The sequence below is a fragment of the Neglectibacter timonensis genome, assembly GCF_900048895.1.
Classification (GTDB): Bacteria; Bacillota; Clostridia; order Oscillospirales; family Acutalibacteraceae; genus Acutalibacter; species Acutalibacter timonensis.
Genome location: NZ_LT160632.1, coordinates 16793 through 40016, shown reverse-complemented (window position 1 = coordinate 40016; position 23224 = coordinate 16793). Strand labels below are relative to the sequence as shown.

Here is a 23224-nt window from a genome sequence, read left to right as displayed (position 1 = left end):
TGTCCAAAACAGAAAAGTACAATGAACCGCCCCAGATTGAGCGGAAAAGCCCCCCGCAAATCCGCTGCAGAGGGCTTTTCTCTCACCTAAGGAAGGTCTGCTGTGCCTGCTATACCGTTGACACTGCCGCTTGCCGGGACAGTCACAGGGTCGCCGTCGCCCACCTGAACCCTCATGCCGCCGGTGACCGTAAGCTTTCCGTCGCTGCCGCCAAAAATCACTGTGCCGCCGGTTTCCGGGGCGGTAATGGTGATAACAGGGTCGTTTTTCCCGGTCTCCACGGTGACAACGCCATTTGGAGGCACGGCCACACCCCCGTTCCTGATTTCCAGAAAAAACGCTGTGACAGGCGTCAGCACTGCGCCCGTTCTGCCGTCCGTGATGGGGACAACAGCTTCCGCCCCATTTTCTTTCCTCAGAATACCGCGGCCAACGGAGTTGCCGGCGCCGCCGATGGCGGCCGCGCCGTCACCCACAGTCACGCTGTCTCCTGCGGCATAGATACCGGCGCCGCCGGTGCCGCTGCTGCTGATGCCGCCCTCAATGGTCGCCCTATCTCCCACGGTCACATTGCCGCAGGTAGAGATACCGCAGCCGCCCATGCTGTCGCCGCCGCCCTTAATGGCCGCCTCATCTCCCACAGTAACGCTGCCGCTGGTAGTAGAAACGCCGCCGCCTCCCATGCCGGAAACGCCGTCGCCGCCGATGATTTCACAGCCAGCACCCACCTCCACAGCTCCCCTGTGGGTAAAGATACCGTAGCCGCCTTCGCCGGTGCCGGTGCCACCCCTGATGGCCGTCTTATCCCCCACGGTCACTTCACCGTCGTTGGTATAGATGCCGGTGCCGCCGATGCTGCCGTCGCCGCCGGTAATCCCGCAGCCAACACCCACCTTCACGCTGCCGCCGGAGGTAATGATACCGTCGCCTCCCTCGACGCCTTTACCCGTACCGCCGGTGATGATCGTCCCATCGCCCACAGTCACGCTGCCTCCCATGGCATGAATGCCGACGCCGCTGATGCCGTGGCCGTAACCGGTGCTGCCGCCGTGACCGCTGCCCCCGGCAATCCTGCAGCCAGCGCCCACAGTCACATCGCCGCCGGAGGCAAAAATACCGTAGCCGCCCTCACTGCCGCTGCCGCCCTGCAGTGTGAGAACACTGTCGTCCCGCAGGATAACGTCCACCACACCGGAAACGCCTCTGCTGCCGATGGCATCGCCGCCTTTGGCAGTGCCGACGCTGGAAGCATCGCCGCCCACAAGGGCTACAGCGCCGGAAATGCTGAGAACGCCGGAGCAGCCATTCGCCAGTTCCACAGCGCAGCCGCCGTTTCCGCCGGTACCAGCCCCGCCCAAAATCTGACTGCCCTCGCTGCCGGTGATGGTCAGCGTGATGGCGCTGTCATCGGCCGAAGAATCAGGAGCGGCCATCTCAATGGCGCTCTTCCCCGCCGGACCGGTAAGGGTACAGCCGTCCAGCTGGATGGTCAAATCCATTCCCGGTGGAACTGACAAGGTATCGGCAAGCTCTACCTCCCCGCTCAGCGCAAGGGTAACCTTGCCAATTCTTTTGTCCTCACTCACGCTCACCGCATTTTCGCCGAAAGCATCGGTGACCCATTGGAGTCGCTTGTCGTTGGTTCCTGTGTCCTCCAGCGTCAGCGGGCACAGGAACAGCACCGCGGCGATGGCCAGCAGTATCGGCAAAAGCCTCATTTTCTTCATAATTCCCTCTCACAATGTATATTGTCCCCGGATCATGATCCGGGGACAGAGGAGGGGTACCCCTCCTCTGTCCGAAACATTTTTATTCCGTGCTTCTTTCTCTCGGTCCGGACGCATAAAACCGCACTTTCGGCAGCTTGTCGTCCTTGTCTTTCCTATGGAAAAAAACACTTTTGTGGATACAGAATACCATTTTATGGAATTTCTTGCAAGTCCTCCCCCGGGAATTTTTCATGCTCAAAACCCGGGCTGGCGAAGACGCGTCCTATCCTCTGCTGCCCCATCCTGAGGCCTTTGCATTCCTCCCGGCATTCCCCCTGCTTTTCCCAGGCCGGGAGCGCCGGTGCCCGGACTGCCCGGAACCTGCTGCGCCTCCTGCTGCCGCGCCTGAACCTGAGCCTGCTGTGCTTGCTGCATTTGCTGCATCTGTGCCAGCTGCTGCTTCTGTTCCGTCAGCCTGTTTTCCAGATACTGCTTGGTTTCCCCCGCGCCCGGGTAGTGCAGCAGCTCCATTTTCATCCAAAAGAGTAGCAGGGTTTCCAGCTGGGAGGGATCTCCAAAAGCTCCGCTTTGCAGGTTCATTCTGGTTTCCTGCCACATGGCCTCTCTATTATTGGCAAGCGGCGCGGAGTTGTCGCAGGAAAAGAGGAACTGGTCGTTCCAGTACCATTCCCCAGCCTCATCCTGTTCCAGGAAGTCGTAGCGGTTGAACTCCTCGTACACCGAATTTCCCGACAGGTCCCGGGCCTTCACGGGCCTTGCCTCATCCGCATAGGCCAGCTTGAATTTGAACATGGCTTCAAACAGTCTGGCATAGGCCGCGTCCTTCATCACCCGTTTGGATTCCAGCCGTCCCGCCGCCTGGGCCGCGGAGAATTCCTTGGCCTTGCCCGAGGTGGCCGTAGCGTCCCTTCTGCCCTGGAAGGAATCCGTCACCCCAATGATCTGCCGCGCCTCCTCGTACACCTGCTGCAGATAGGTCAGATCCTGGGAGATGTTCCCCTCCATATCCTTCACCGCGATCATCTGGGCCGCCGCCGGCGTACCGGGGCGGATCACCTTCATTTCCTCCGCGTCTGCCCGGATACTGGCGTCATCCGGCAGCACCAGATAGGAGCCGGATTTCACCAGCTTTTCCACAATCTTCGATTCAATCCGGTTGGCTGTGTTCTGCTGGTCCTCGATCTTATCCACATCCGAGTCCCCCAGGAATTCCCCGTACAGCGACACATTCCTCTGCAAAATCACCGGAAACAAATTGGGCTTATAATATTCCACCAGCGCCGGCGTGGCGGCGCGTTCCCGCGTTTCTCCGCTTCCGCTCCGGTCGGTGCTGGACGCTCCCCACTGGGGAGCAGCACCCTCGCTGACAGGGAACAGTTCCCCTGCATCACGCGTTCTGATAGATGCTTCCGGGTATTCCTGCTCCGGCAGCCCATTTTCCAGGAACAATTTCTCCGCATCCCGCATTCCAGCGGATGCTTCCGGGTGTTCCAGTCCCGGTATCCCGCTCTCTGGGAACAGCTTTCCCGTCTCGCGGGCGCTGGGAGCTGCTTCCGGCAGTTCCTTCTCCCCCTCCTGTAGGCCGCCGTACAAAGTTTCCAACAGCTCTGCGGGGATCACCGGGGTGCCGTCAGAACGCACCGCCCCGGGGGGAATCTGTTCATATTCCTCCTCCGCCTCCGTCCAGTCCTTTCCCCCGCATTTGGGGCAGCTCTCCCCTTCAAGAGGTTCCGGCTCCCCGCAGGCCGCGCACCTGCGGACCCGGCGTGCCTGGTAGTCCGGGAGATCCTCCAGTTCCCGGCCGTTGACCCAGGAATAGAGCCCGATGCCGCCCTTTTCGTTTCGGTAATAGGCCACATACTGGGTTACCATGTCGTCCGCGGCCTCCCAGCTCCCGGCGGACTTCACCTCCGGTTCCTGTTCCGTTTCCTCCGCCAGGTCCACCCCGTACCGCCTTTTCAGGTATTCCTTGGTCTGAGGCAGCTTGAGGATGAGGTAATCCATATCCTCCACCCCGGTATACACCCCATTTTGGGGAATGATCTGCTTGGGGTGCAGCACGGAAACCTCCAGCTCCCCCACTGTGGAGTGGGTGCGCTGGGTGTTGTCCCACTCCACCAGGAACATCCCTCCGCCCTGGATGGGCACCGTGCGTTCCATCTGGTCGTTGAGCGTTTCAAAGGGCAGCCTGTCCAGCTCGTTGCGCAGCATGTCCTCGATGAGCTTCGCCTTTTTCTCATCGCCCTTCCGCTTGGCTGTCACCTTGGGCTGGGGGATGGAAGAATTCACCTGCGCCTCAATCAGCTCCGCCGTCAGGTTCCTCACATGGGCAGCCTTGCTCTTCCGGTCCCCCGCCACCTTTCTGCTCAGCTCCCGCGCTCCCCGGTAGACGCTCTCCCTCCGATCCATCTTCGCAAGCTTTTCTTCATACGCCGCCTCGTTCTTTTCAAGCCTTTCCTGCCAAAGCTTCAGCTTGTCCTGCCTCTCCTTCTTTTTCATTTCCAACATCCTTTCTTTTTTATTTTTATGTCGCAAGGATTGCTCCGTGCCGTCGCTGCGTTATCTGGAAATCTTCAGCCCGCATCACGCGTTCCGTCAGCGGCTCCCGGCAAAGGGAAGGCCAAGATCAAAGGCTTCCCCTTGAAGGGAAGTCTGCCAAAAAGATCTCCTCACTTTGTTCAGAGATCTTCGCCAAGGCGGCTGATGAGGCGGCTCTACCTCCTTACTCTGCCGCTGCGGATGAAAGAATGGGACTTTCCACCTCATCCGGCAGATTTCCGCAGGAATCTGTTCCCCCTCTCCCCTTGAGGGGAAGCTGTCCAAAAGATCTCCTCCCTCTGTTCGGAGATCTTCGCCGAGGTGACTGATGAGGTGGCAAAAAGATGCTCGAACTACGTGAGGAGATCTTCTCCCCAACGTTTCCGCAGCATCCGTTTCTCCTCCGGGGAGGCGTTCTCGTAATCCTCCCGCATGTCGTGGGTCCACTGTACGTTCCCCTTTTTCCGGAACACGCTCTGCTGCTCCCTGCTGTAGTAAGCGATGGCCAGCGCCATCACACAGTCGTCGTGAGCGCCCGCCTGAGCCTCGGCCCTGCCCTTCTCGTTGCGGGCAAAGGTCAGCATTTCCTCCAGGGTGTCTTTGTCGTTGAGCCATTCCGGATGCTCCCGCACCACCTCCACCAGCCCGGCGATGGCCACCGGCCGGGTGACCGCCGTGGTCCGGAAGCCGTAGGCGTCCCGCAGCCTGTGGGTGTAGCTGTCCTCCGCCTGCCGTACAAACTGGCGGAGATACCGCAGCCGTTCCAGCTCCCGGATGGGATAACTGGAAAAGTTGGCCTCCACCGAGAGCAGCGCCCCGTTGTAATAGAGCCCCAGGCAGTAGAGCTGTTTGGCAAAAACGTCCTCGTCCATCCTGCCCCGCAGGGTGCACACCTGCTCCCCGGTCACGTTGTCCACCACCTGTCCCACGCTGTAGTCCGAGCCCTCCCCGGCGGTATCCCCGCCCACCACGTAGGGCACGCCCTCCTCCGGCTCCCTGTAAATCACAGCGGGGCCCGAGTCCGATTCCAGAAACCGGATGGACCCCTGGTCGATCAGCACCTCGCGGCAGGCCTCGTCGTAATAGGTCTCAAACAGGAATTCGCCCCGCCTGCAGGGCCTTTCCCCCAGCCGGGAAAGCCGCCCCGTCACCTTGCCCGCGTCAAAAATGGTCTGGCCCAGCACGCCCCATTCCCCCAGGCAGTACACCGCGTAGTAGTAGGGGTCCGCGTCCCGGTAGCTCTCCAGGGTTTCCTGGTACGCACCGTCCAGGAAGGCGTTGTCCCGGTAGGTGGTCTTCAGCGTCCGCGCCCGGGGATCCTCCCGGTCAAAGAACCGCCGCTTCAGCCAGTGCAGCACGGACACAGGGTTGAAGGTGAGCACCATCTGCTTGTGGGAGCCCCCGCCCCGCAGGCGGATGTCCAGCTGATTGAACTCCTCCTCCGACACCTCTGAAGCCTCCTCGATCCACACCTCTGTCAGTTCCCCCTTGGGGAAGGTGACGGATTTCAGCTTTTCCGTGTCGTCCAGCCCCTTGAAGATGACGGAGTTCCCGTTGGCGCAGGTGATGCGCAGGTCGGAATCCGCGCAGTGGAACAGCTCCCCCAGCCCCCATTTGGCTATCACCTGCCGGAACAGGGCATAGGTGGAATCCCGGTTGGTGGCGGCCACCGCCCGCACCGCCAGAATGTTGCACAGCTCCTTCTGCAGCATGCGCACCAGAAAGCGCTGCACCGCGAACACGGATTTCCCCGACCCTGCGCCTCCGTACAGCACCAGGTACCTGTGCTCCTCGTCGTCCAGCAGCGGCAGATAAGCCTGGTTGAACACGTCCAATTGAATGTGTACCTCCACCGCACCGCCTCCTTTCCTTTTTCGGACGCAAAAAAGGGAACGGCGTTTCCGCCGCTCCCCTTTTCATTCCATTTTCAGCTTATAGCATAGCACAGAACCCATGTAACATTCCAGAACATCTTTTAAAGTCCCTCCCTGCAGCAGTCTTCGGCACACAAAAAGGTTCGGCCCTTGCTCTCCCCCATCAGCGCCGGCGCCTTTTGACAGCCGGGACGGCTGGCCCTTGTCCCCGAAATGCCGCCCTCATGGAGGAACATGGAATTTTCTACTCTGTTTTTCAAGAGGAATCCGGCATCATATCTTCTTGGGAAGAGCTTTGTCAGGTCTTTTCCGGTTTCCCAAAAACATTGACATCAGCATCTGCTGCGTGTTACGCTGTACCGGTAATAAGTAATTATGATTACCGGTATAACTCTGTAACGGAGGCGGCAAAATATTGGAAAATCTCACGGAGCTTCTTTTCCCTGAATGATGCCGGACGTAGGGAGCTGAAAAAATTTGGGGGAAAGCAGGATTTTCTTTCCGTAAAATGAAACCAGCTGAGAGAGGAATCATAATTTATGCAAAAAACTTATGGGTTCGAGGCCGTGATTCAGCCAGTCCCTGAAAAGGGCGGCGCTTATGTACGGTTTCCTTACGATATTCGCAAGGAGTTTGGAAAGGGCAGAGTGAAGGCTGAAATCACCTTTGACGGCGAGCCGTATTCCGGCAGCATCGTAAATATGGGCCTGAAAAATGACGACGGCTCTGTTTGCTATATTATTGGCATTCGGAAAGATATTCAGTTAAAAATAGGAAAACAGCCGGGCGATACCGTAAAAGTCACTGTGAAACCTGTCTGACCAAAGCCAGATGGAGGAAAACCATGTGGGAATGTCCAAAATGCGGTAGGAAATTCAAAAATACAAATCAAAACCATTACTGCGGAACTGCCCCGCAGACTATTGAGGAATATATTGCACAACAGCCGGAATATACCCGGACATATCTCCTGCAGATCAGCGAAACCATCCGCAGCGCACTGCCGGACGCGATACAAAAGATTTCATGGAGCATGCCGACTTACTGGAAAAAGAGGAATCTCATCCAGTTTGCGGCATCCAAAAAACACGTTGGCCTGTATCCCGGCCCTGCGGCGGTGGAAGCCTTTGCGAATCAGCTGGCAGCATACAAAACCAGCAAGGGGACGATCCAGTTTCCCTATGATAAACCGCTGCCCCTTGCACTGATCGCCAAAATTGCAGCCTGGTGCGGAAAGGAGGGGGAAGAATAATGGACGCCGGTACTCTTTTGTTTTTTGAAGGACATATGGATTCCCTCCCGCTCTATGAGAAACTGGAAGAACGGATTTTAAGCGAAATTGACAATGTGCGCATCAAGGTGCAGAAAAGCCAGATTTCCTTTTACAACAAGCATTTATTCGCCTGCGTATCGTTTATGCGGGTGCGGAAAAAGAAGGACTGTCCGGACCATTATATAGTAGTAACCTTCGGCCTGGAACATCAGGCAGAATCTCCCCGTATCGATATTGCAGCCGAGCCTTACCCAAACCGCTGGACACATCACCTGCTGGTTTCCCGGCAGGATGAGATTGACGGGGAGCTGATGGGCTGGATCAGGGAAGCAGCGGAGTTTGCCGCTTCCAAATAAAAGAAGAGCGCTGGGCATTCAAATAAATAATGCACTTTTCGATCCCCAACCTTCTGCAAAACAAAAAGAAGACGTCAACCGTGACCGTAAACTGCAGGACGCTGCAAGTTCCCGCCCCGTCTCTTCCTCCCAACGCAAAAGAGGGGAGCGGCCTCTCGCCGCTCCCCTCTCCGCCGTACTACAGTTTTTCTGTCCCGGTTTCAACTCAACAAATCCATCGTATCCGGCCAATCCTTTTTTCTGTATTCCATGGCAGAGTACAATTTCTTAAGAACATTGCACCTTTCTTACGAATCAATTCGTTTTTTTCCTGCCACTAGCCTCAAAAGCCCGTCAAAGGAATCGGAAATCCAGTACATATTGTTTTCATCACAGGAAGATGCAAAACGGTAGGAATCGTCCCAATAATAAATCCCTTTATCCTCTCCATCACAAATCATTACTAAAAACCCCTGCAGTAAATCATCGCCTATAAGCACTGCTTTTTCTAACAATTCTCCCTCAAACCGCTTCATCCAAAATGTGATACTTGCTTTTTCATGCTCCATATCATTTCCATACAAAACATCTAAAACAATATCTCCGCCCAATCCATCTATCCGGATTCTATTAGATGCATCCTTTTCTACAACCCCGCCGCCCACTTCTTTCAAGAATTTCCTATAGTCTTCCGGTAATTTTATTCGCAGCTGTGTCTCTATGGTTTGAATTTGCTCCTCATTTAACTGTTTAAAATTGTTTATCCTCATTTTAATTCTCCTCTTTTTATATTATTCAGGGACATTCCCCCGCGATGCGTAAACTCTTTATGCACTGCCTTATCAACTTCTTGAAGTGTGTGCCCATCCTGTGAATGGTGCCATGTATTATTTACTGCATCTCTGGGTCCGTTCGGTGCTAATAAATCTGCATTTTTAAAGTCTGTTGTGTAATCTTTAAACTGGCCAATATCTACTTCCTGATTTGTCAAGCCTGCGCCCTTAAAATCAGGATAGCCATCCACATATTTCACACTTTGGCCCTTGCTGTTAGTGTATACCCAGACACCATCTTTATCGATACTTATTTTCCCACCCTTATTTAGCCACTTTTGCGGATTAGGAGAATTTTTAGGCTTCGTTTGCAACAAATTATCTGTCAAATCATCTACAGCGATGATCTCAACCCTGCCAACCCCCGCAGCCTCCAGGAGCAGCCTCTCTTCCCCTGCATTATACCCTCCAGCATCAGCACTGTCCAGCGGGAATTCAGCCGGCTGTTCCTCCAAAAGCCGTACGGCGTTGTCGAAAAGATTCTCCGGCCCGCCCACTCTGGCATTCAGGCGGATGGTCCCCGTCTCCGGATCTATTGCGCCCGTTTTGTCCACGGACATCGTCCCGTCGAAGACCACCTTCCGGCCCAGCTCTTCCGAAATTCTTTTCGCCGCATTCAATTTGGTCCGTCCCACATTATACAGCGCCGCGCTTCTTTCCAGATCGTTCTTTGCTTCGGCTGCTTCGCCCTGCCTTAAGCTCCAATCCCAATCGCTCAAGCCCTGGGGCCTCTGGAATTCCTCCGGCAGGCCGTTCCCCTGGGGGAACAAATCCTTTCCCCCACGGAATTCCCCCGGCAGAAAACTTTCTATCCCTGGCAGGGAAAAACGGTCAAATAACGAACTCCCTTCCGGTTCTCCGTAATCCCAATCTGGTATCTGGATGCGCCTTTCTTCCTGGTTCGTCAGTTCTGCCGCCTCCTCCGGGGTGATTTCCCCCTGATCCAGCAATAACTGAATCAACGCCTGGGCGGCTTCCTCTCCCGCCTGGCTTTGGGAGTACGTTTGGCCCTGCTCCGGCAGCGTCTGTTCCCCGGAAAGCTCTGGAATCCCAAATTTCTCCATCCCTTCGGCGGCCCAGTCCGGAAGCTCAGCCGCAGGCTGTTCCGGATACAAAATCTCCGCTCCCCCGTTCTGTGCCATCAATCCAGCCGCTTCCTCCGGGGTGATTTCCCCTTGGTTCAGCAGCAGCTGAATCAACCCCTGGGCGGCTTCCTCTCCCGCCTGGCTTTGGGGGGACGTTTGGCCCTGCTCTGGGAGCGTCTGTTCCCCGGAAAGCTCTGGAATCCCAAATTTCTCCATCCCTTCGGCGGCCCAGTCCGGAAGCTCAGCCGCAGGCTGTTCCGGATACAAAATCTCCGCTCCCCCGTTCTGCGCCATCAATCCAGCCGCTTCCTCCGGGGTGATTTCCCCTTGGTTCAGCAGCAGCTGAATCAACCCCCGGGCGGCTTCCTCTCCCGCCTGGCTTTGGGAATACGTTTGGCTCTGCTCCGGCAGTGCAGGTTCGGCCTCCTGCGGATCGGTCAGCTGCGGAAGCTCAGCCGCAGGCTGTTCCGGATACAAAATCTCCGCTCCCCCGTTCTGTGCCATCAATCCAGCCGCTTCCTCCGGGGTGATTTCCCCTTGGTTCAGCAGCAGCTGAATCAACCCCTGGGCGGCTTCGTCGCCTGCCTGGCTTTGGGAGGGCGTCCGGCTCTGCGGATCGGTCAGCCGCGGCAGCTCAGCCGCAGGCTGCTCCGGAATCCAAACCTGTCCCTCCGGCAGCAGGAACCTCCCATCCGGCTGCAGCCCCTGAGTCAGCTGGACCCCAGACTCCTCCGGCAGGAAAAGCCACCCCTCCGGCTGCAGAAAATCCGCTCCCCAGCCCGGGCCTGTCCAGTCGGGCGTCAGGCCGCCGTTTTTGAAGCTCTGGTATTTGTGAAAGACGCTGTTTCCCAGCATGTTCGCTCTGGCCATAATGGCTCCGCCAACCATGCCGCCCAGAAAAACTCCGCCCAGATTCACCGCCTGATCCCGCAGCGCCATCCAAAACGCATCCCTCTCTGAGTATCCCTGCTCCCGATACCTGCCTATGTTCGCGACCCATTTCGATTTCTCCTGGGAGACCAGCAAATCCGCCGTCATATTGATCAGGCTGTTTTCAACCTCCTCCGCTCCCCCGGCCAGCGTGTTCTTCAGCAGATAGCCCACCGCGTCCTTCCCCAGCGATGCCTTGTCCAGCAGCGTCTGCAGGCTCACCTTTTCCGTTATCACCTCCGCCACTCCGGCTATGGTCCCCAGCGTGAACGCCTGCCAGTCCTCCAATCCCCGGTCCTTGGCCTCTATGGTCGCGTCCGCCGCCGCTCCGGTCCCCAAAATCGCCAGGGTCAGCGTCTGGTTCCCTCCTGTCAGCGCCGTGGCCATCAGGAAGTCTCCCATCCCCATTCCCATGCTGTACAGAAAGCTTCCCGGTACTCCCCAGTTTTCCTCCGCGATTTTGCTTACTTCCCTGCGGACTGCCGCGCTCTTGTAGGAATTCCGGTTGTAGGCCGCGTTCTGGTCGATTTTTCCATCCCCGGCAAAATTTGCCAGCTGGCTGAGATAGGTCAAAAACTTCAGCGGGGACGCCACCACGCTGGCCACGGACGTCCCAACGGGATCCTCTCTGGCCTCCCGGGCCGCTTTTTGCTCCTCCTGACGCCTCTGCTTTTCCGTCAGCTCCGGGGTAATGAATTCCAGGTATTTTTCCGCCCTTTCCCTGCCGTCCCGGGCGTAGAGGTAATTGTAGGTTTTCACCTCTTCTCCGGTCATCTGCTTGAGATAATTCTTGTCCAGGCCCAAAAAATAGCTCCCTGTGATGGTGTCGTTGTTGTCCACCAGCTTTATGGCCTGGGGATTTTTGTTGATATAGTCGTACCTCTCATCCTGAAACCCAGTTTCCTGCGGGATACTGGTGGCAAATCCATAGTCGTAACCGGGATTATAGCTGTAGCCGGTGGTGTAGGATGCATCCTTTCCGTTGGCTGTGGAGCGGTACTGGGACTTTTCCTCCCAATCCGGCTCCAGGGGGAGCATGGCGTACTGCGTCTTCTGGAAATCCGGCAGCAGGGCCTCCCTTCTCCGCCTGGCTTCTTCCAAAGTTTTTTCCAGGGATTCCTGAGCCTGCTTCTGAAACTCCGCCTGATCCGGCTCCAGAAAACTCAGGGCAGATGTGCGCTGCCTGGCCTGCTCCAGCTGCTTTTCCAACTGCGCTTCTCTTGCCTTTGCAGCCTGCTCTGCCGCTTTCATGGCGCCAAAGGCCACATCCGCTGCCTGCGCCCGGCCGTCCGGACGGCTGAATCCCGGCGTCTGCAGGGGATTGTTCCCCACATGCTCCGCAGGCTTCGGCAGATTGATCTTTGCTTTTTCCTCTTCCCATTCCTGCAGCGCGTCCCTCACCCAGGCACGGGCGTATTCCAATCTTTCCTGGTCTGACGTCCCCCCATCCGGTCTTTTTCCTCCTCCAGTCTCTACCTGCATTTTCTTCCTCCTTTTTTTCTTTTTTTCCAAAAGAAAAGACAGCCCCGAAGGAACCCCTCCGGAGACTGCCTTTTTTCCACGCAAAAAAGGGAACGGCGTTTCCGCCGCTCCCTTTTTCTGTTGTCTTTCAGTTTATAGCATAGCACAGAACCCATGTAACATTCCAGAACATCTTTTCCGTGGGACTGCCTTTTCTCCCATATGGCGGACAAGCCCTCCGCCGCGTCACCCTTTTACCGAGCCGAGCATAACGCCCTTCATAAAGAAACGCTGGAGGAACGGGTAGACACACAGAATGGGCGCGGTGGAGACGACGATCAGGGCATACTTCAGCACATCGGCAAGCCCCTGCTTGGCCACCAGCGCTTCCACATCCACCATTTCGTTCAAGTTCACCTGATTTGCCACCAGAATCTGCCGCAGAATGAGCTGCAGCGGATAGAGCTCCTGGTCGCTCAGGTACATCATGGCGTTGAAATAGGCGTTCCAGTGGCCCACCGCGTAATACAGGGTAATCACTGCAATGACGGGTTTCGACAGCGGAAGAAGGATATGGAAAAAGTATTTCGCGTCCGAACAGCCGTCGATCTGTGAAACCTCCAGAAGCGCCTGGGGGATGCTGTTCTTGAGGAAGGTCCGCACCAGGATCATATTGTACACGGAAATGGCTCCGGGCAGCAGCATCGCCCAAATGGTATTGGTCAGCTTCAGATTCGACACCACCATATAGGTGGGGATCATCCCCCCGCTGAAAAACATGACGACGAGAAAGAAGACGGAGAAAAACTTCCGCATGGGAAAATCATTGCGCGCCAGGGGATAAGCGCACATCACCGTAATGGTCACGTTGATGGCCGTGCCCGCCGACGTGTAAAAAAGGGTGTTGCGGTACGCCGCGCCGATCAGCTTGTGGGCAAATACCGTCTTATACCCCTCCAGGCTGAAATCCACCGGCCAGAGGAACACCTGCCCGGTGCTCACCGCCGTGCCGGAGGAAAAGGAGGACGAAACCACATAGATCAGCGGATACGCCACCAGGAGAAGGAAGACGATCAGAACGGCAGTTACCGCCGTGTAGAGAATTTTGTCCTCCCTGGAATCCCGGATTGCTCCGGCAGGGCGTCCGCCTTTGTTTCTGCTCATATCCATTCCCTCCCCTAAAAAAGCCCGTAGCCGCCGTCGCCCACCTTGTCCGCCAGCTTGTTGACCACCAGGAGCATACAGCAGTTTACCGCTGAATTGAACAGCCCGATTGCCGTCGCATAGGAAAACTGGGCCGTGCCGTTGTTCATACCGGTCTTGTAAATATAGGTGCTGATGATCTCCGAGGCGGACAGGTTCGCGTTGTTCTGCATCAGATACGCCTTGTCAAAGCCCACGCTCATAAGGCTGCCCACACTGAGTATCAGCATGATTGCCGCCGTGGGCAGAAGGATGGGCAGGTCGATATAAACCACCCGTTTCAACCGGTTTGCCCCGTCCAGCTGGGCGGCCTCATGCAGCTCCAAATCCACAGAGGATAGGGCCGCCAGATAGATGATCGTATTCCAGCCAAGGCTTTGCCAGATGCCCGACCACACGTAAAGGTGCCGGAACGTCCCCGCGTTTGCCAGAATATCCGGGGGATAACCTGAGCCGCAGAACAGCCGGTATACGCCTCCGTAAATCCCCACCACCGGGCTGAGCACCTGGTTCAGGATTCCCACCAGCACCACCACGGAAATGAAGTACGGCATGTAGGAAACAGTCTGCACGAACTTTTTGAACCCGGTCCTCCGCACCAGATTGATCGCCAGCGCCATCAGGATAGACAGCGGAAAGCTCGCCGCCAGGCTGTAAAAGGAGAGGATCAGGGTATTGCCCAGCACCCGCTCAAACTGATAGGAATGAAAAAACTTGATGAAATGCTTGAACCCCACCCAGGGGCTGTTCCAGATGCCCGCCCTCGGCTGATAATCGCGGAAGGCAATCTGCGCCCCCAGCATGGGCCAGTAATTAAAAATCAGGACCACCGCCGCCGCAGGGATCAAAAACAAAAACAGCTGCCAGCGTTCCCTGCATTTGCGGCCAAAGGTGATAAATCTTCCCCTCATCTCCAACCATTCCCCCTCACAAATATAAAAGACTCCAGTCAAACCCGTCCGCTTGCGAAAGCCCGCTCCGGCGCGGAAATCCGCCGCCGTACATCAGGCGCGGGAGACGGCGGCGGACCCATTCAAGCGCTGTACCCTTCCGGAACGTTCCGGCGCGCCCGTTTATCCCATGGCCCGGTCATACGCCGCCTGGGAGGTTTCCAGGTACTCTGCAAGGCCCATGGTATCCAGTTCGGCAAGATATGCCTCCCAGCCGGTCTCGACGTCCAGATCACCCAGCGCGAAACGGGTGATGGACTCATCCACATAGGTTTGGACCGAGCTCAGAATATCGTGGATTCGGTCCGTCTCCTCCTCGTTGAAGGTGACCTTGACGGGCATTTCCTCCGGATGGAGATTGTAACGCCTGGGGAACACGTTGTAGCACAGCTCCGTCAGCTTATATTCCTGATATTCGTCCGCATAGGGCACCGCCAGAGCGCCGCCCATCAGAAGCGGGGGCAGGGAGTTAAAGACATTATCATGCCAGATGACGGCATTCTCCGTTGTCCAGGGCACGGTTTCCTCCGGATCAAAGCCCTGCTCGTAAACGGCCTTATATTCCTCGCCGATCCCGCTGTAGCGGCTTTCCCCCTCCGCATATCTCCAGTTGACGTCTTTTTTACCGAACCGCATGGTCAGGCTCATTTCGGTTTCCGACATGGCGTCGAGGAAGCGGAAGGCCGCGTCCGGATTCCCGCAGTCGCCGGTGATGAAGACCTGATACGTGCCAGACTGATAGGAAAACGGGGCCCATTCCACCCCATCGGGCCCTTTCAAAGAGGGAATCCCCACATACTCCTTCACCCGGGGCACACCGGTGCCGAACAGCGGGGAGGGATGGCCTACCACGACGCCCACCAGGCTGTCCTGGTCCTCCGGAGCCTGCAGGATGCTCTTTACCTCCGCGTCCGTTTGAGAGAAGCTCAAATCCGAAAGCAGCCCTTCTTCCACCAGCTTTCTCAGGAAACGAAGCCCTTCCCGGAACTCTTCGGTGACAAAAGGCGCGCTCAGCCGTCCGTTCTCCGCGTTGAGCTGGTAGCCAAAATCGCCGCTGTAGGCAAAATAGGTAAAGGAATTCAGCAGGAAAGTGGCTGCGCTGCCCTGCCAGCCGGTGTGGCCCATCATGGGGATTTCGTCCTTGGAGTCGCCGTTGCCGTTGGCGTCCTGTTCCTTGAACGCCTTCAGCACCGTGTAAAGCTCATCCGTGGTGGCGGGGACTTCCAGCTTCAGGTTGTCCAGCCACTGCTTATTGATGCTCATGTACAGGGAGGACGCGTCCGCGGGGTCACAGTAAAACTGAGGGAACGCGTAGATCTTCCCGTCGAAGGAACGCGCATCCCGCAGCACGCTCTCTTTCTGCTGTCCCGTGGCCCAGGTATCCATGGTCTTATTCCAGTTTACGGCGTCGTTTTCCATATACTCGTCCAACGGGATGAAGTAGCCGCCGGAACCGTAGTTGTAACGCTCCACGTCGGAAAGCCCCGGCAATACAACGATATCAGGCAGCGTTTCGCCACCAGCCACCATCATGGAAAATTTCTGTTTTGCCTCCGCCCCCTCCGATGGGAAGAAGAAAAATTCCAGGCTGACCCCTGCGGTTTCTTCCATCAGGTCCGTCAGATAGTTGTCCTCATAGTCGGTGGTCAGCGGATTTGGCCGCAGGCCAATGGTGAGCGCCGGCTTTTCTCCCGCTGCGGCGGATTCTTCAGCCCCGCCGGACACGGACGAAACGGCGGACTCTACGGAAGCGGCCGAACCGGAACCGTCCGCGTTGGACGGGCCGCAGCCCGCCATTGCGGAAATCAGCAAAGCCGAACTCAGCACAAGGGATAAAAACTTTTTCATACCTGACATCCTTTCTTTTTCTGATTTTACTTGTGTCGCACTCTCCTTGCCGCAGCAGGCGGAACAAACCGCGCCGGATCTGCCGGCCCTTCCTTCAAAGGAGCTTCTCCGCGGCAAAATCCTCGTAAACTGCGTTGTGGATCTCCTCTCTCATTTGGCAGACCCTGCCGTAATCGTACCCCCTGAACCCGTTTTTCCTGTTCAGGGCCCTGGTCGCGTTGGTCAGCAGAATGACATACAGCCGGCCGGCGCGGTCAAAGAAAATCGAAGTTCCCGTATGCCCGCAATGCCCGAAGCTGCCCGCGGGGAAGAGCCTGCCCGTCTGCGGGTATCTCCCGTCCACATAAAGCCAGCCAAGGCCCCTGCCCTCGCCGCACTTTCCGGTGTAATCCGCCTCCGCCAAAGCGTAATAATTCTCTGGATACAGCCCGCCGCTTTTGGCCATGACTGCCTCTGAGAACTTTTTCAAATCGGAGAGGGTAAAGAACTGCCCGCCCGAACCGGCGCTTGTTTGCAGCACCCGTATGTTTTCATCGTCCCAGGGGTGAGGCAGGCCGTTTACGTCTTCGCTTCTGTAACAGAGCGCCGCGTTCGGTTCGTCCACGGCAATATTGAACCTGCTTCTCGTATACCCCAGCGGCCCTTTCAGCCTTGTCTCAAAAAGGGTTTCCAGGGACAGGCCGTAACTCCTTTCCAGAAGAAACCCCAGCAGAAGCATCCCGCTGCAGGAATAGAGATACCCTGTCCCCGGCGGAAAGGCCAGCGGATGCTTCAGGATCTCCTCCGCCACCGCCTCCGCTCCCCGTCCCGCCGCCTCCGGGGAGATAGGGTGCCTCACGATTCCCGAGGTGTGGGTGAGCAGCTGTTTCACGGTGATTTTCCGCTTCTCCTCCGGCACATGCCGGAAAAACCTTGTGAGCGGGTCGTCCAGCGAGAGCTTCTTTTCCCCCACTGCCTGCAAAATCAAAGGGGCGGTCACCAGAACCTTGCCCATGCTCGCTATGTCAAAATAGGTATCCCCGTCCACCTGCGCGGAATGGAAGAAGGCCTCTTCTCCCCTCCTGCTGACAAACAGGGCATAGGAAGTAAAATCCCCGTCCTTCTGTTTCTGTTGCAGCAGTTCCGCCGTACGGCTCAGCAGCATTTGATTCCTCCTCTCTGAGGCGGAACGGCGGCCCTCTCCGGCCTCCGCCTCCCCGGTTTCTCACGGCACAGCCGGGAAACGCCCCCGGCTGCCTCCTCCCACTGTCAAAACGACCTTTCCCACATTTTCTCCGCGGTAGAGGATCTCCTGGGCGGCCTCCGCCTCGGTGATGGGCAGAACTCTGTAAATGGTGGGCCTGACCGCGCCCGCCGACACTTTGGGCCACACGTTTTGCACCAGCTCCGCCAAAATCCCCGCCTTTGCCTCCGGGCTTTTGGAACGCAGGGTGCTGCCGATGATCCGCACATTCCGCACATAAAGATTCTTCAGGTCAATTTCCGTTTTGGCTCCCGCCAGCGCCGCAATCATGATCCACCTTGCGCCGCGGGCCAGGTAAGGAAGGCATTTCCCCATGGTTTCGCCGCCCAGGCAGTCGATTGCCACGTCCACCCCATGACCGTCCGCCAGCTCCTCCTTCAGGACCTCGGAGAGATCCTCCCGGGCGGTGACGACCACCCGGTCCGCCTGCAAATGCTCTATGCTGCGGGCAATCCCGCCGGTCAAAACAGTGGTGATCACCCGTGCGCCGAATGCCTTCGCCATGGGGATGACGACGCTGGCCAGGCCGCTGGCGCCGGCATGCATCAGCAGGGTGCCGCCGGGCTGCAGCCCTCCCTCCAGAAACAGGTTCAGGTAGGCGGTGGCAAAGGCTTCCGGCATCGCCGCCGCCTCGATCATCGAGCAGTTTTGCGGAACCGGCATCAGCATATCACAGCGCACGGCCGCATACTGGGCATACCCGCCGCCGCCCAAAAGCGCGCAGACCTGATCGCCAATTTGGAACTTTGATTTCCGCCGCGCCCCCGGGGACATCCCGATGACTGTTCCGGAAATTTCAAGGCCCATCCATTCCGGGCTGCCGGGAGGCGGCGGATAATCCCCTTCCCGCTGCATCAGGTCGGCCCGGTTCAGCGCCGCCGCCTCAACTTGAATCAGGCAGTCGTCCTCTCCCAGAACCGGATCGGGAACCTCGTCCCAGCGAAGGCTTCTGTCCCCGTTCACGAGAATTGCTTTCATAAACATCCCCCTTTTCCAAATGAGGAAAGCCCCCGCCCGGCCCCCCTCCGCTACAGCTTTCTTCTGCAGCCGTCGATCTGTATGTTCTGGCCTGAAATATAGCTTGCCTCGTCGCTGGCGAGAAAGCAGATCAGGTTGGCGTTCTCGTTGTCAGTGCCCGTCCTGCCCAGGTAGGAGAGCCCGCTTTCCTGAAAGTAATCCATATCCGGGTTTTCCGCTGGACTCACGCTCCCGGGAGAGACGCAGTTGACACAGATCCCCTTTTCGGCAACCTCCTTGGCCAGCGCATAGGTGAGGGAGATCACCGCGCCCTTTGTGGCGGAGTAATGGGCCATGTTGGCGTTTCCGTAAACGCCCGCCACCGAAGCCACGTTTACAATTTTCCCGTACCGCCTTTCCAGCATCCCGGGAAGCACCGCCCTGGTGCAATAGACCGTCCCCATGAGGTTGACGTCAATAAACTTTCTCCATTCTTCCGCGGAGACATTGACAAAGGCGTCCCAGCACCTCCAGACAGCGGCGTTGTTCACAAGAATGTCAATGTGTCCAAGGGCGGCTTCCGCCTTTGAGACGGCCGCATAAACCTCAGCCTCCCTGCTGATATCGCACGGAAGCGCAACCGTCCGGCCGGCGTACTGCCGCGCCTCTTTCTCCGCGCCGCACAGCTTTTCGGCATTGAGGTCAAGCAGTGCCACATCCGCGCCGCCCGACGCCAGCATCCTCGCAGCCGCCCGTCCGATTCCCACTGCCGCTCCCGTTACAAGGGCAGTCCTGTTGCTGAATTTCATACGCCGGCCTCCCCAATAGTTCTCTCATTGTTTTCACATCCCGCAAAAGCGGCTGGACGGGCGTTGCAAACCCGTCGTGCTCGTGTACGCAGAGATACATACAGCAGCCAAGCTCGCCGCCGATCCGCCTTAAAATGCCGCACTGGCCGCCGCAGAGAAAGAGGAACGGGATCTGCAGCTCTCTCTTGAGCATCAGGATGATTTTCAGGTTTTCCACCTGCTCGTCCATCGTCTGGGCTCCGGTGACGATTTTGCTGATGTCCGCGCCGCGCTTCTGGTGCTCCAGCGCGATTTCAAGCACCCGCTGCGCCGGGGTGAATTTATGTATGTGGGAGGACATCAAAACCTTTGCGCCCCTCTCATGAAGGGCTTCGATCAGCCGGAGCTGCCTGTGGATCGCCGCCCTGTCCACGGCGGCCTCGTCGGGCCGCCTGTCGAAATAATCCCCCATCACGTCGCAGAGGTCGGCGCCGCATCCGGCAAGCTCCAGAAGCTCCCGGGCAAGCATGTCGTCTGTTTTTCCCCTGTTTTGCGCAGACCGGTAATTTGTCACATAGACAGGCCTGCCGTCTGTCCGGGCGAACAGCTGCCGGTATACCTCCCCGGTTCTGAATTCGGGCCTGAGCCGCTCGAATTGTATTCCAAAGGCCTCCGCTCCCTCCAGGGCGGAACAGTCCATCAGCTCCTGGATTCTCCGGGGGGTATCCGCCTGCACCATCACCGTTAAAAGCGCCCTCTCGTTTCCAAAAAAAGACCCTTTCACCACTTATAAACCATGGCTTTCACTTTGCGAAAGCATTCCTTTCTCGTGGAATTGCGGGTGGTTTTGCACAGCAAAATCGGGATTTTCCCAACCCTGAAAGCCGCAAAACACCGTTTCAAAAATACGCTTCACGCTTTCCCTCTGCCCATCGCGTTTCTGCCGCCGTCAATCATGATATTTTCGCCGTTGATAAACTGCCCCTTGTCCGACGCCAAAAACAGGATGAGGTCGACAATTTCCTGGGGCTCGGCCGCCCTGCCCAACAGGGTTTCCATCTCCGCCATGCCGGGCCTCGTCAAGACCGGGCCGGGAGAAACGCAGACGCAGCGAAAGCCGTACTGCGAGCCGTACTGCGCCACAGATTTGGTCAGGCCGAACATGACGCCGCTTTTGGCGGTGGGGTAATCCACCCCGTAGCCGTCCCCCTCCATGCCGGTGATGGAACCGATGTTGACGATAAGCCCGCTTTTCTGCCGGCGCATATAGCGGCTGGCGGCATGGCAGAAATAGAATTGGCCCTTCAAATTCACGTCGATGCCCCAATCGTACACGGCGATGGGAACATCGGGAAATTCTCCGATCGTCCCGCGCACCCCCAGCACACGGGTGGCGGTCCCTCCCGCAAAATTGCACACCAGGTCAAGACTGCCGAAGGTTTCGTAAGCGGTTCTGCAGGCATGCTCCACCTGCCCGTATTCCCTCACGTCGCACAGCACGTCCAAAGCCTGACCGGCATGGCTGTCACGGATTCCGCGGGCCGCCTTCGCCAGGGCTTCCCCGTCGGCGTCGCACAGGACGACGCTGCCGCCGAGCCCGGCCCAGTTCTGCGCAAACAGCAGCCCCATCCCGGACGCGGCGCCGGTCACGATTGCCGTTTTGTTCAAAGAAACCATAAAACTCACCTTCCCTCCTGCAAACATTATAATTTCAGGCCAAAGGCAGTTCAATGCAAAAAACCGAAGCGATTTAACATTTCCGATACAATTTTTCTCAAAATACTTGGAAATTATTTCAAAAAACAGTAAAATGAAAGGGAGGTGAGGCAAATGTATCGTCTGGAATGGGTTACGGTGAAGGAGCTGGAATCTGTCTATACTGTCAGCGCCACTGCAGGAAAGCACATCCAAATTGAGAACCGCAGTACCTTCGGCCTGTCCTTCTGTAAAAGCGGAAAAATCACTTATACGCACGGAGGGAAAAAATTCGTGTCTGCTCCCGACCGCGCCGTGATTCTGCCCATGGGTGCCACCTATACCCTTTATAATAACCTGGGCGGGGAATTCCCTCTGCTCAATTTCACCTGTATGGAGCCGCTTACGGAGGAATTCATCGTGATCCCTCTCAGCCAGACGGAGGAATATTTCAGCGATTACGAAAAAATAAGGCGGCTTGCCACGATGCACGGCAGCCGCCTGAAGATGATGAGCCTCTTTTACAGCGTTCTGGAACGGCTTTTTGAAGAATCCCAAAACAGGAACGTCAGCCTGCGGCGGGCCACGCAATATGTGGTCGACCATCTGGACGACACCGCGCTGTCCAACAGTAAAATCGCCGCAGAGGCCGGCGTCTGTGAAAGCTACCTGCGCCGGATGTTCCGGGAGAATTATAAGACCACGCCAAAGCAGTATGTGATTGAGGCGCGCATACAGAAAGCCGGACAGGCCCTCCGGGAAAACAGGGGATCGGTCACTGAAATCTCCTATCAATGCGGCTTTTCCAGCGTCTATCACTTCTGCCGCGCCTTCAAACAGTATTCGGGCCTGACCCCGTCGGAATACAGGAACCGCTATGGCCTTGAGGGCATCTGACGCCGAACAAGCGGCTGATGAGGGGGAACGCCCTTAGGCTTCCCCTTGAGGGGAAGCTGTCGCCGTAGGCGGCTGATGAGGTGGTTCTGGCTTGTATTCCGCCGCTACGGAGAAAAAAGGAAGCTTTCCACCTCATCCAGCAGATTCCCGCAGGGAATCTGTTTCCCCTCTCCCCTCAAGGGGAAGGCAAAGTCCAAAGGCTTCCCCTTGAGGGGAAGCTGCCGCCGTAGGCGGCTGATGAGGTGTTTTGACTTGTATTCTGCCGCTGCAGTGTAAGCGGGAAGCTTTCCACCTCATCCAGCAGATTCCCGCAGGGAATCTGCTTCCCCTCTCCCCTCAAGGGGAAGGCTAAGGCCCTCCCAACCCGAAAGCCGAAGGCTAAGGGCAGCCCTTCTCCAGCCTGGAAGCAAAAGATCTCCTCACTCTGTTCGGAGATCTTCGGGAAGAACCCCTCGAACGCGAAGCGTTCGCCTTTCCTGCGGAAAGTACCGGGCTTCTTCCGGCCCGAACGAAGTGAGAGCAGCTTTTGCTGGAGGGCTGGAGCTCAGAGTTCTTTGCCAAGCTTTCTGCGAAAGAAAGCGGCGAAAGAAAGCGGGGTTAGGGGTCCAGGGCGGCCAAGGCGGCTTCGCGTTTCCACAGGAACTCCAAAAACACCTTTTTGAGCCAGGCGGAAGTATTCCGGACGCCCATCAGCGCCCTCTGCTTCTCCTTCATCTCCTCCAGGAAATCCAGGATCACCGTGCTGTCCACTGCTTCCAGTACCCGGCGGTTTTCCGGCGCGTCCTCCCGGCGCAGTTCCAGCATCACAGCGATCAGCTTGTCCAGAAAAGGCAGCTTGTCCGGCATGTTCTCCGCAAAATATCCGTACTCCAATTTTTCCTTCACTCTCTCCCTCTCCCGCTCCCTGTCCCTGCGCAGTGCCGGGGAAGGAGGGATAGAATGGCTCTTGTTCCATTGGGGCTTGTTAAGTTCTTCTAGTTCGGGTGCCAATTTGTCACTAGGGTGGTGACAATTTAGCACTGGGGGTGGTGACTTTTTGTCATCACTGCGGTGACAAGCCGGCACTGGGCGCGATGGCATTTTCTCTTCCCTGCGGCGGCTTTCCTGTGCACTTTTTAGTGAATTTATTTCACTTTGTTCTTTCTGCCCTTCCTCCGGTTCCGCAGCCTTCTCCGGAACAGCGGGAACCTCCGGCTCCCGGAAAACCGTCCCGCGGTCTTCCAGCGTCCGCTGCTCCGTCAGCACATACAGGTTGGCGGTGGGATCCCCTTTGACGCTCCGCTGCTCCTGCTTGATTACCAGCCCCAGCTTTTCCAGCCCGGACACGGCCCGGATCGCCGTGCGGCGGGAGCACCCGGCCCGTCTGGCCAGCGTGGCGTAGGAGGGAAAGCAGCTTCTGTTTTTGCCGTCTGCAAAGGCGCACAACGCCACATAGACAGCCAGCTCGGTGGGCCGCAGCCTGCCCACCGTTTCCTGGTCCAGCCTGATAAAACGTCCCGTCTTCCCCGCTGTTCCCGTCCCCATCAAGAAAACCTCCCTATCCTCTGTTCCGGCAAAAAAAGGGAGCGGCGAGAACGCCGCTCC

General features: G+C 57.3%; 19 protein-coding genes. 4 read left to right on the top strand and 15 right to left on the bottom strand.

Annotated elements, in window-relative coordinates; all coding sequences use genetic code 11:
* Positions 1-86: 86 nt before the first annotated feature.
* The 4 genes from BN3911_RS00295 to BN3911_RS17055 all read right to left on the bottom strand — a co-directional run bounded on the left by BN3911_RS00295 (position 87) and on the right by BN3911_RS17055 (position 6402).
* Positions 87-1727: a hypothetical protein gene (locus BN3911_RS00295; RefSeq protein WP_066859772.1), complete on the bottom strand. Its 1641-nt coding sequence runs from the start codon at positions 1725-1727 to the stop codon at positions 87-89.
* Between the two features lie 237 nt (positions 1728-1964).
* Positions 1965-4229 (bottom strand): portal protein, encoded by a 2265-nt coding sequence (locus BN3911_RS00290; protein WP_066859769.1) that lies wholly within the window; start codon positions 4227-4229, stop codon positions 1965-1967.
* 392 nt (positions 4230-4621) lie between these two features.
* The gene (locus BN3911_RS00285) at positions 4622-6121 is read right to left on the bottom strand and encodes a PBSX family phage terminase large subunit (protein ID WP_066859767.1); all 1500 of its coding nucleotides are present in this window, start codon (positions 6119-6121) and stop codon (positions 4622-4624) included.
* A 122-nt stretch (positions 6122-6243) separates the two neighbouring features.
* The gene (locus tag BN3911_RS17055; RefSeq protein ID WP_154669684.1) at positions 6244-6402 is read right to left on the bottom strand and encodes a hypothetical protein; all 159 of its coding nucleotides are present in this window, start codon (positions 6400-6402) and stop codon (positions 6244-6246) included.
* A 279-nt stretch (positions 6403-6681) separates the two neighbouring features.
* On the opposite strand from BN3911_RS17055, the gene BN3911_RS00275 reads away from it, so the two are divergent.
* The 3 genes from BN3911_RS00275 to BN3911_RS00265 are packed head-to-tail and all read left to right on the top strand — an operon-like array spanning position 6682 to position 7771.
* Entirely contained in the window at positions 6682-6963 is a 282-nt protein-coding gene (locus BN3911_RS00275; RefSeq protein ID WP_066859761.1) for a DUF1905 domain-containing protein, read from the top strand.
* A gap of 23 nt (positions 6964-6986) precedes the next feature.
* Complete coding sequence (locus BN3911_RS00270) at positions 6987-7394, top strand: iron chaperone (protein ID WP_066859758.1); 408 nt, start codon at positions 6987-6989, stop codon at positions 7392-7394.
* On the top strand, positions 7394-7771 hold the full coding sequence (locus BN3911_RS00265; protein WP_066859755.1) for a DUF5655 domain-containing protein: 378 nt from the start codon (positions 7394-7396) through the stop codon (positions 7769-7771). Before BN3911_RS00270 ends, BN3911_RS00265 begins: the two co-directional genes overlap by 1 nt.
* Positions 7772-8058: 287 nt before the next feature.
* On the opposite strand, the gene BN3911_RS00260 is transcribed toward BN3911_RS00265, so the two are convergent.
* The 10 genes from BN3911_RS00260 to BN3911_RS17320 form a co-directional block, all read right to left on the bottom strand.
* Positions 8059-8520, bottom strand: a complete 462-nt coding sequence (locus BN3911_RS00260; protein WP_066859752.1) for an SMI1/KNR4 family protein — start codon at positions 8518-8520, stop codon at positions 8059-8061.
* Positions 8517-12080, bottom strand: a complete 3564-nt coding sequence (locus BN3911_RS17445) for an HNH endonuclease (RefSeq protein ID WP_207644486.1) — start codon at positions 12078-12080, stop codon at positions 8517-8519. Before BN3911_RS17445 ends, BN3911_RS00260 begins: the two co-directional genes overlap by 4 nt.
* A 225-nt stretch (positions 12081-12305) precedes the next feature.
* Entirely contained in the window at positions 12306-13223 is a 918-nt protein-coding gene (locus tag BN3911_RS00245; protein WP_066859747.1) for a carbohydrate ABC transporter permease, read from the bottom strand.
* A gap of 14 nt (positions 13224-13237) precedes the next feature.
* On the bottom strand, positions 13238-14173 hold the full coding sequence (locus BN3911_RS00240) for an ABC transporter permease (protein WP_066859743.1): 936 nt from the start codon (positions 14171-14173) through the stop codon (positions 13238-13240).
* 162 nt (positions 14174-14335) lie between these two features.
* Positions 14336-16060, bottom strand: coding sequence for an extracellular solute-binding protein (locus tag BN3911_RS00235; RefSeq protein ID WP_066859740.1), 1725 nt, complete (start codon positions 16058-16060; stop codon positions 14336-14338).
* 94 nt (positions 16061-16154) lie between these two features.
* On the bottom strand, positions 16155-17204 hold the full coding sequence (locus tag BN3911_RS00230) for a serine hydrolase domain-containing protein (protein ID WP_066859735.1): 1050 nt from the start codon (positions 17202-17204) through the stop codon (positions 16155-16157).
* Between the two features lie 60 nt (positions 17205-17264).
* Positions 17265-18281 (bottom strand): NAD(P)H-quinone oxidoreductase, encoded by a 1017-nt coding sequence (locus BN3911_RS00225; RefSeq protein WP_066859732.1) that lies wholly within the window; start codon positions 18279-18281, stop codon positions 17265-17267.
* Positions 18282-18331: 50 nt separating this feature from the next.
* Complete coding sequence (locus BN3911_RS00220) at positions 18332-19069, bottom strand: SDR family NAD(P)-dependent oxidoreductase (RefSeq protein WP_066859729.1); 738 nt, start codon at positions 19067-19069, stop codon at positions 18332-18334.
* Positions 18963-19787: a type I 3-dehydroquinate dehydratase gene (locus tag BN3911_RS00215; protein WP_242871043.1), complete on the bottom strand. Its 825-nt coding sequence runs from the start codon at positions 19785-19787 to the stop codon at positions 18963-18965. The genes BN3911_RS00220 and BN3911_RS00215 overlap by 107 nt, the downstream gene beginning before the upstream one ends.
* 173 nt (positions 19788-19960) lie before the next feature.
* Positions 19961-20725 (bottom strand): SDR family NAD(P)-dependent oxidoreductase, encoded by a 765-nt coding sequence (locus BN3911_RS17320; protein ID WP_066859722.1) that lies wholly within the window; start codon positions 20723-20725, stop codon positions 19961-19963.
* Positions 20726-20878: 153 nt separating this feature from the next.
* Between BN3911_RS17320 and BN3911_RS17050 the strand changes: the two genes are divergently transcribed.
* Positions 20879-21640, top strand: coding sequence for an AraC family transcriptional regulator (locus BN3911_RS17050; RefSeq protein WP_066859719.1), 762 nt, complete (start codon positions 20879-20881; stop codon positions 21638-21640).
* A gap of 597 nt (positions 21641-22237) precedes the next feature.
* On the opposite strand, the gene BN3911_RS00200 is transcribed toward BN3911_RS17050, so the two are convergent.
* Positions 22238-23164 (bottom strand): helix-turn-helix domain-containing protein, encoded by a 927-nt coding sequence (locus BN3911_RS00200; protein ID WP_066859717.1) that lies wholly within the window; start codon positions 23162-23164, stop codon positions 22238-22240.
* Positions 23165-23224: the final 60 nt, after the last annotated feature.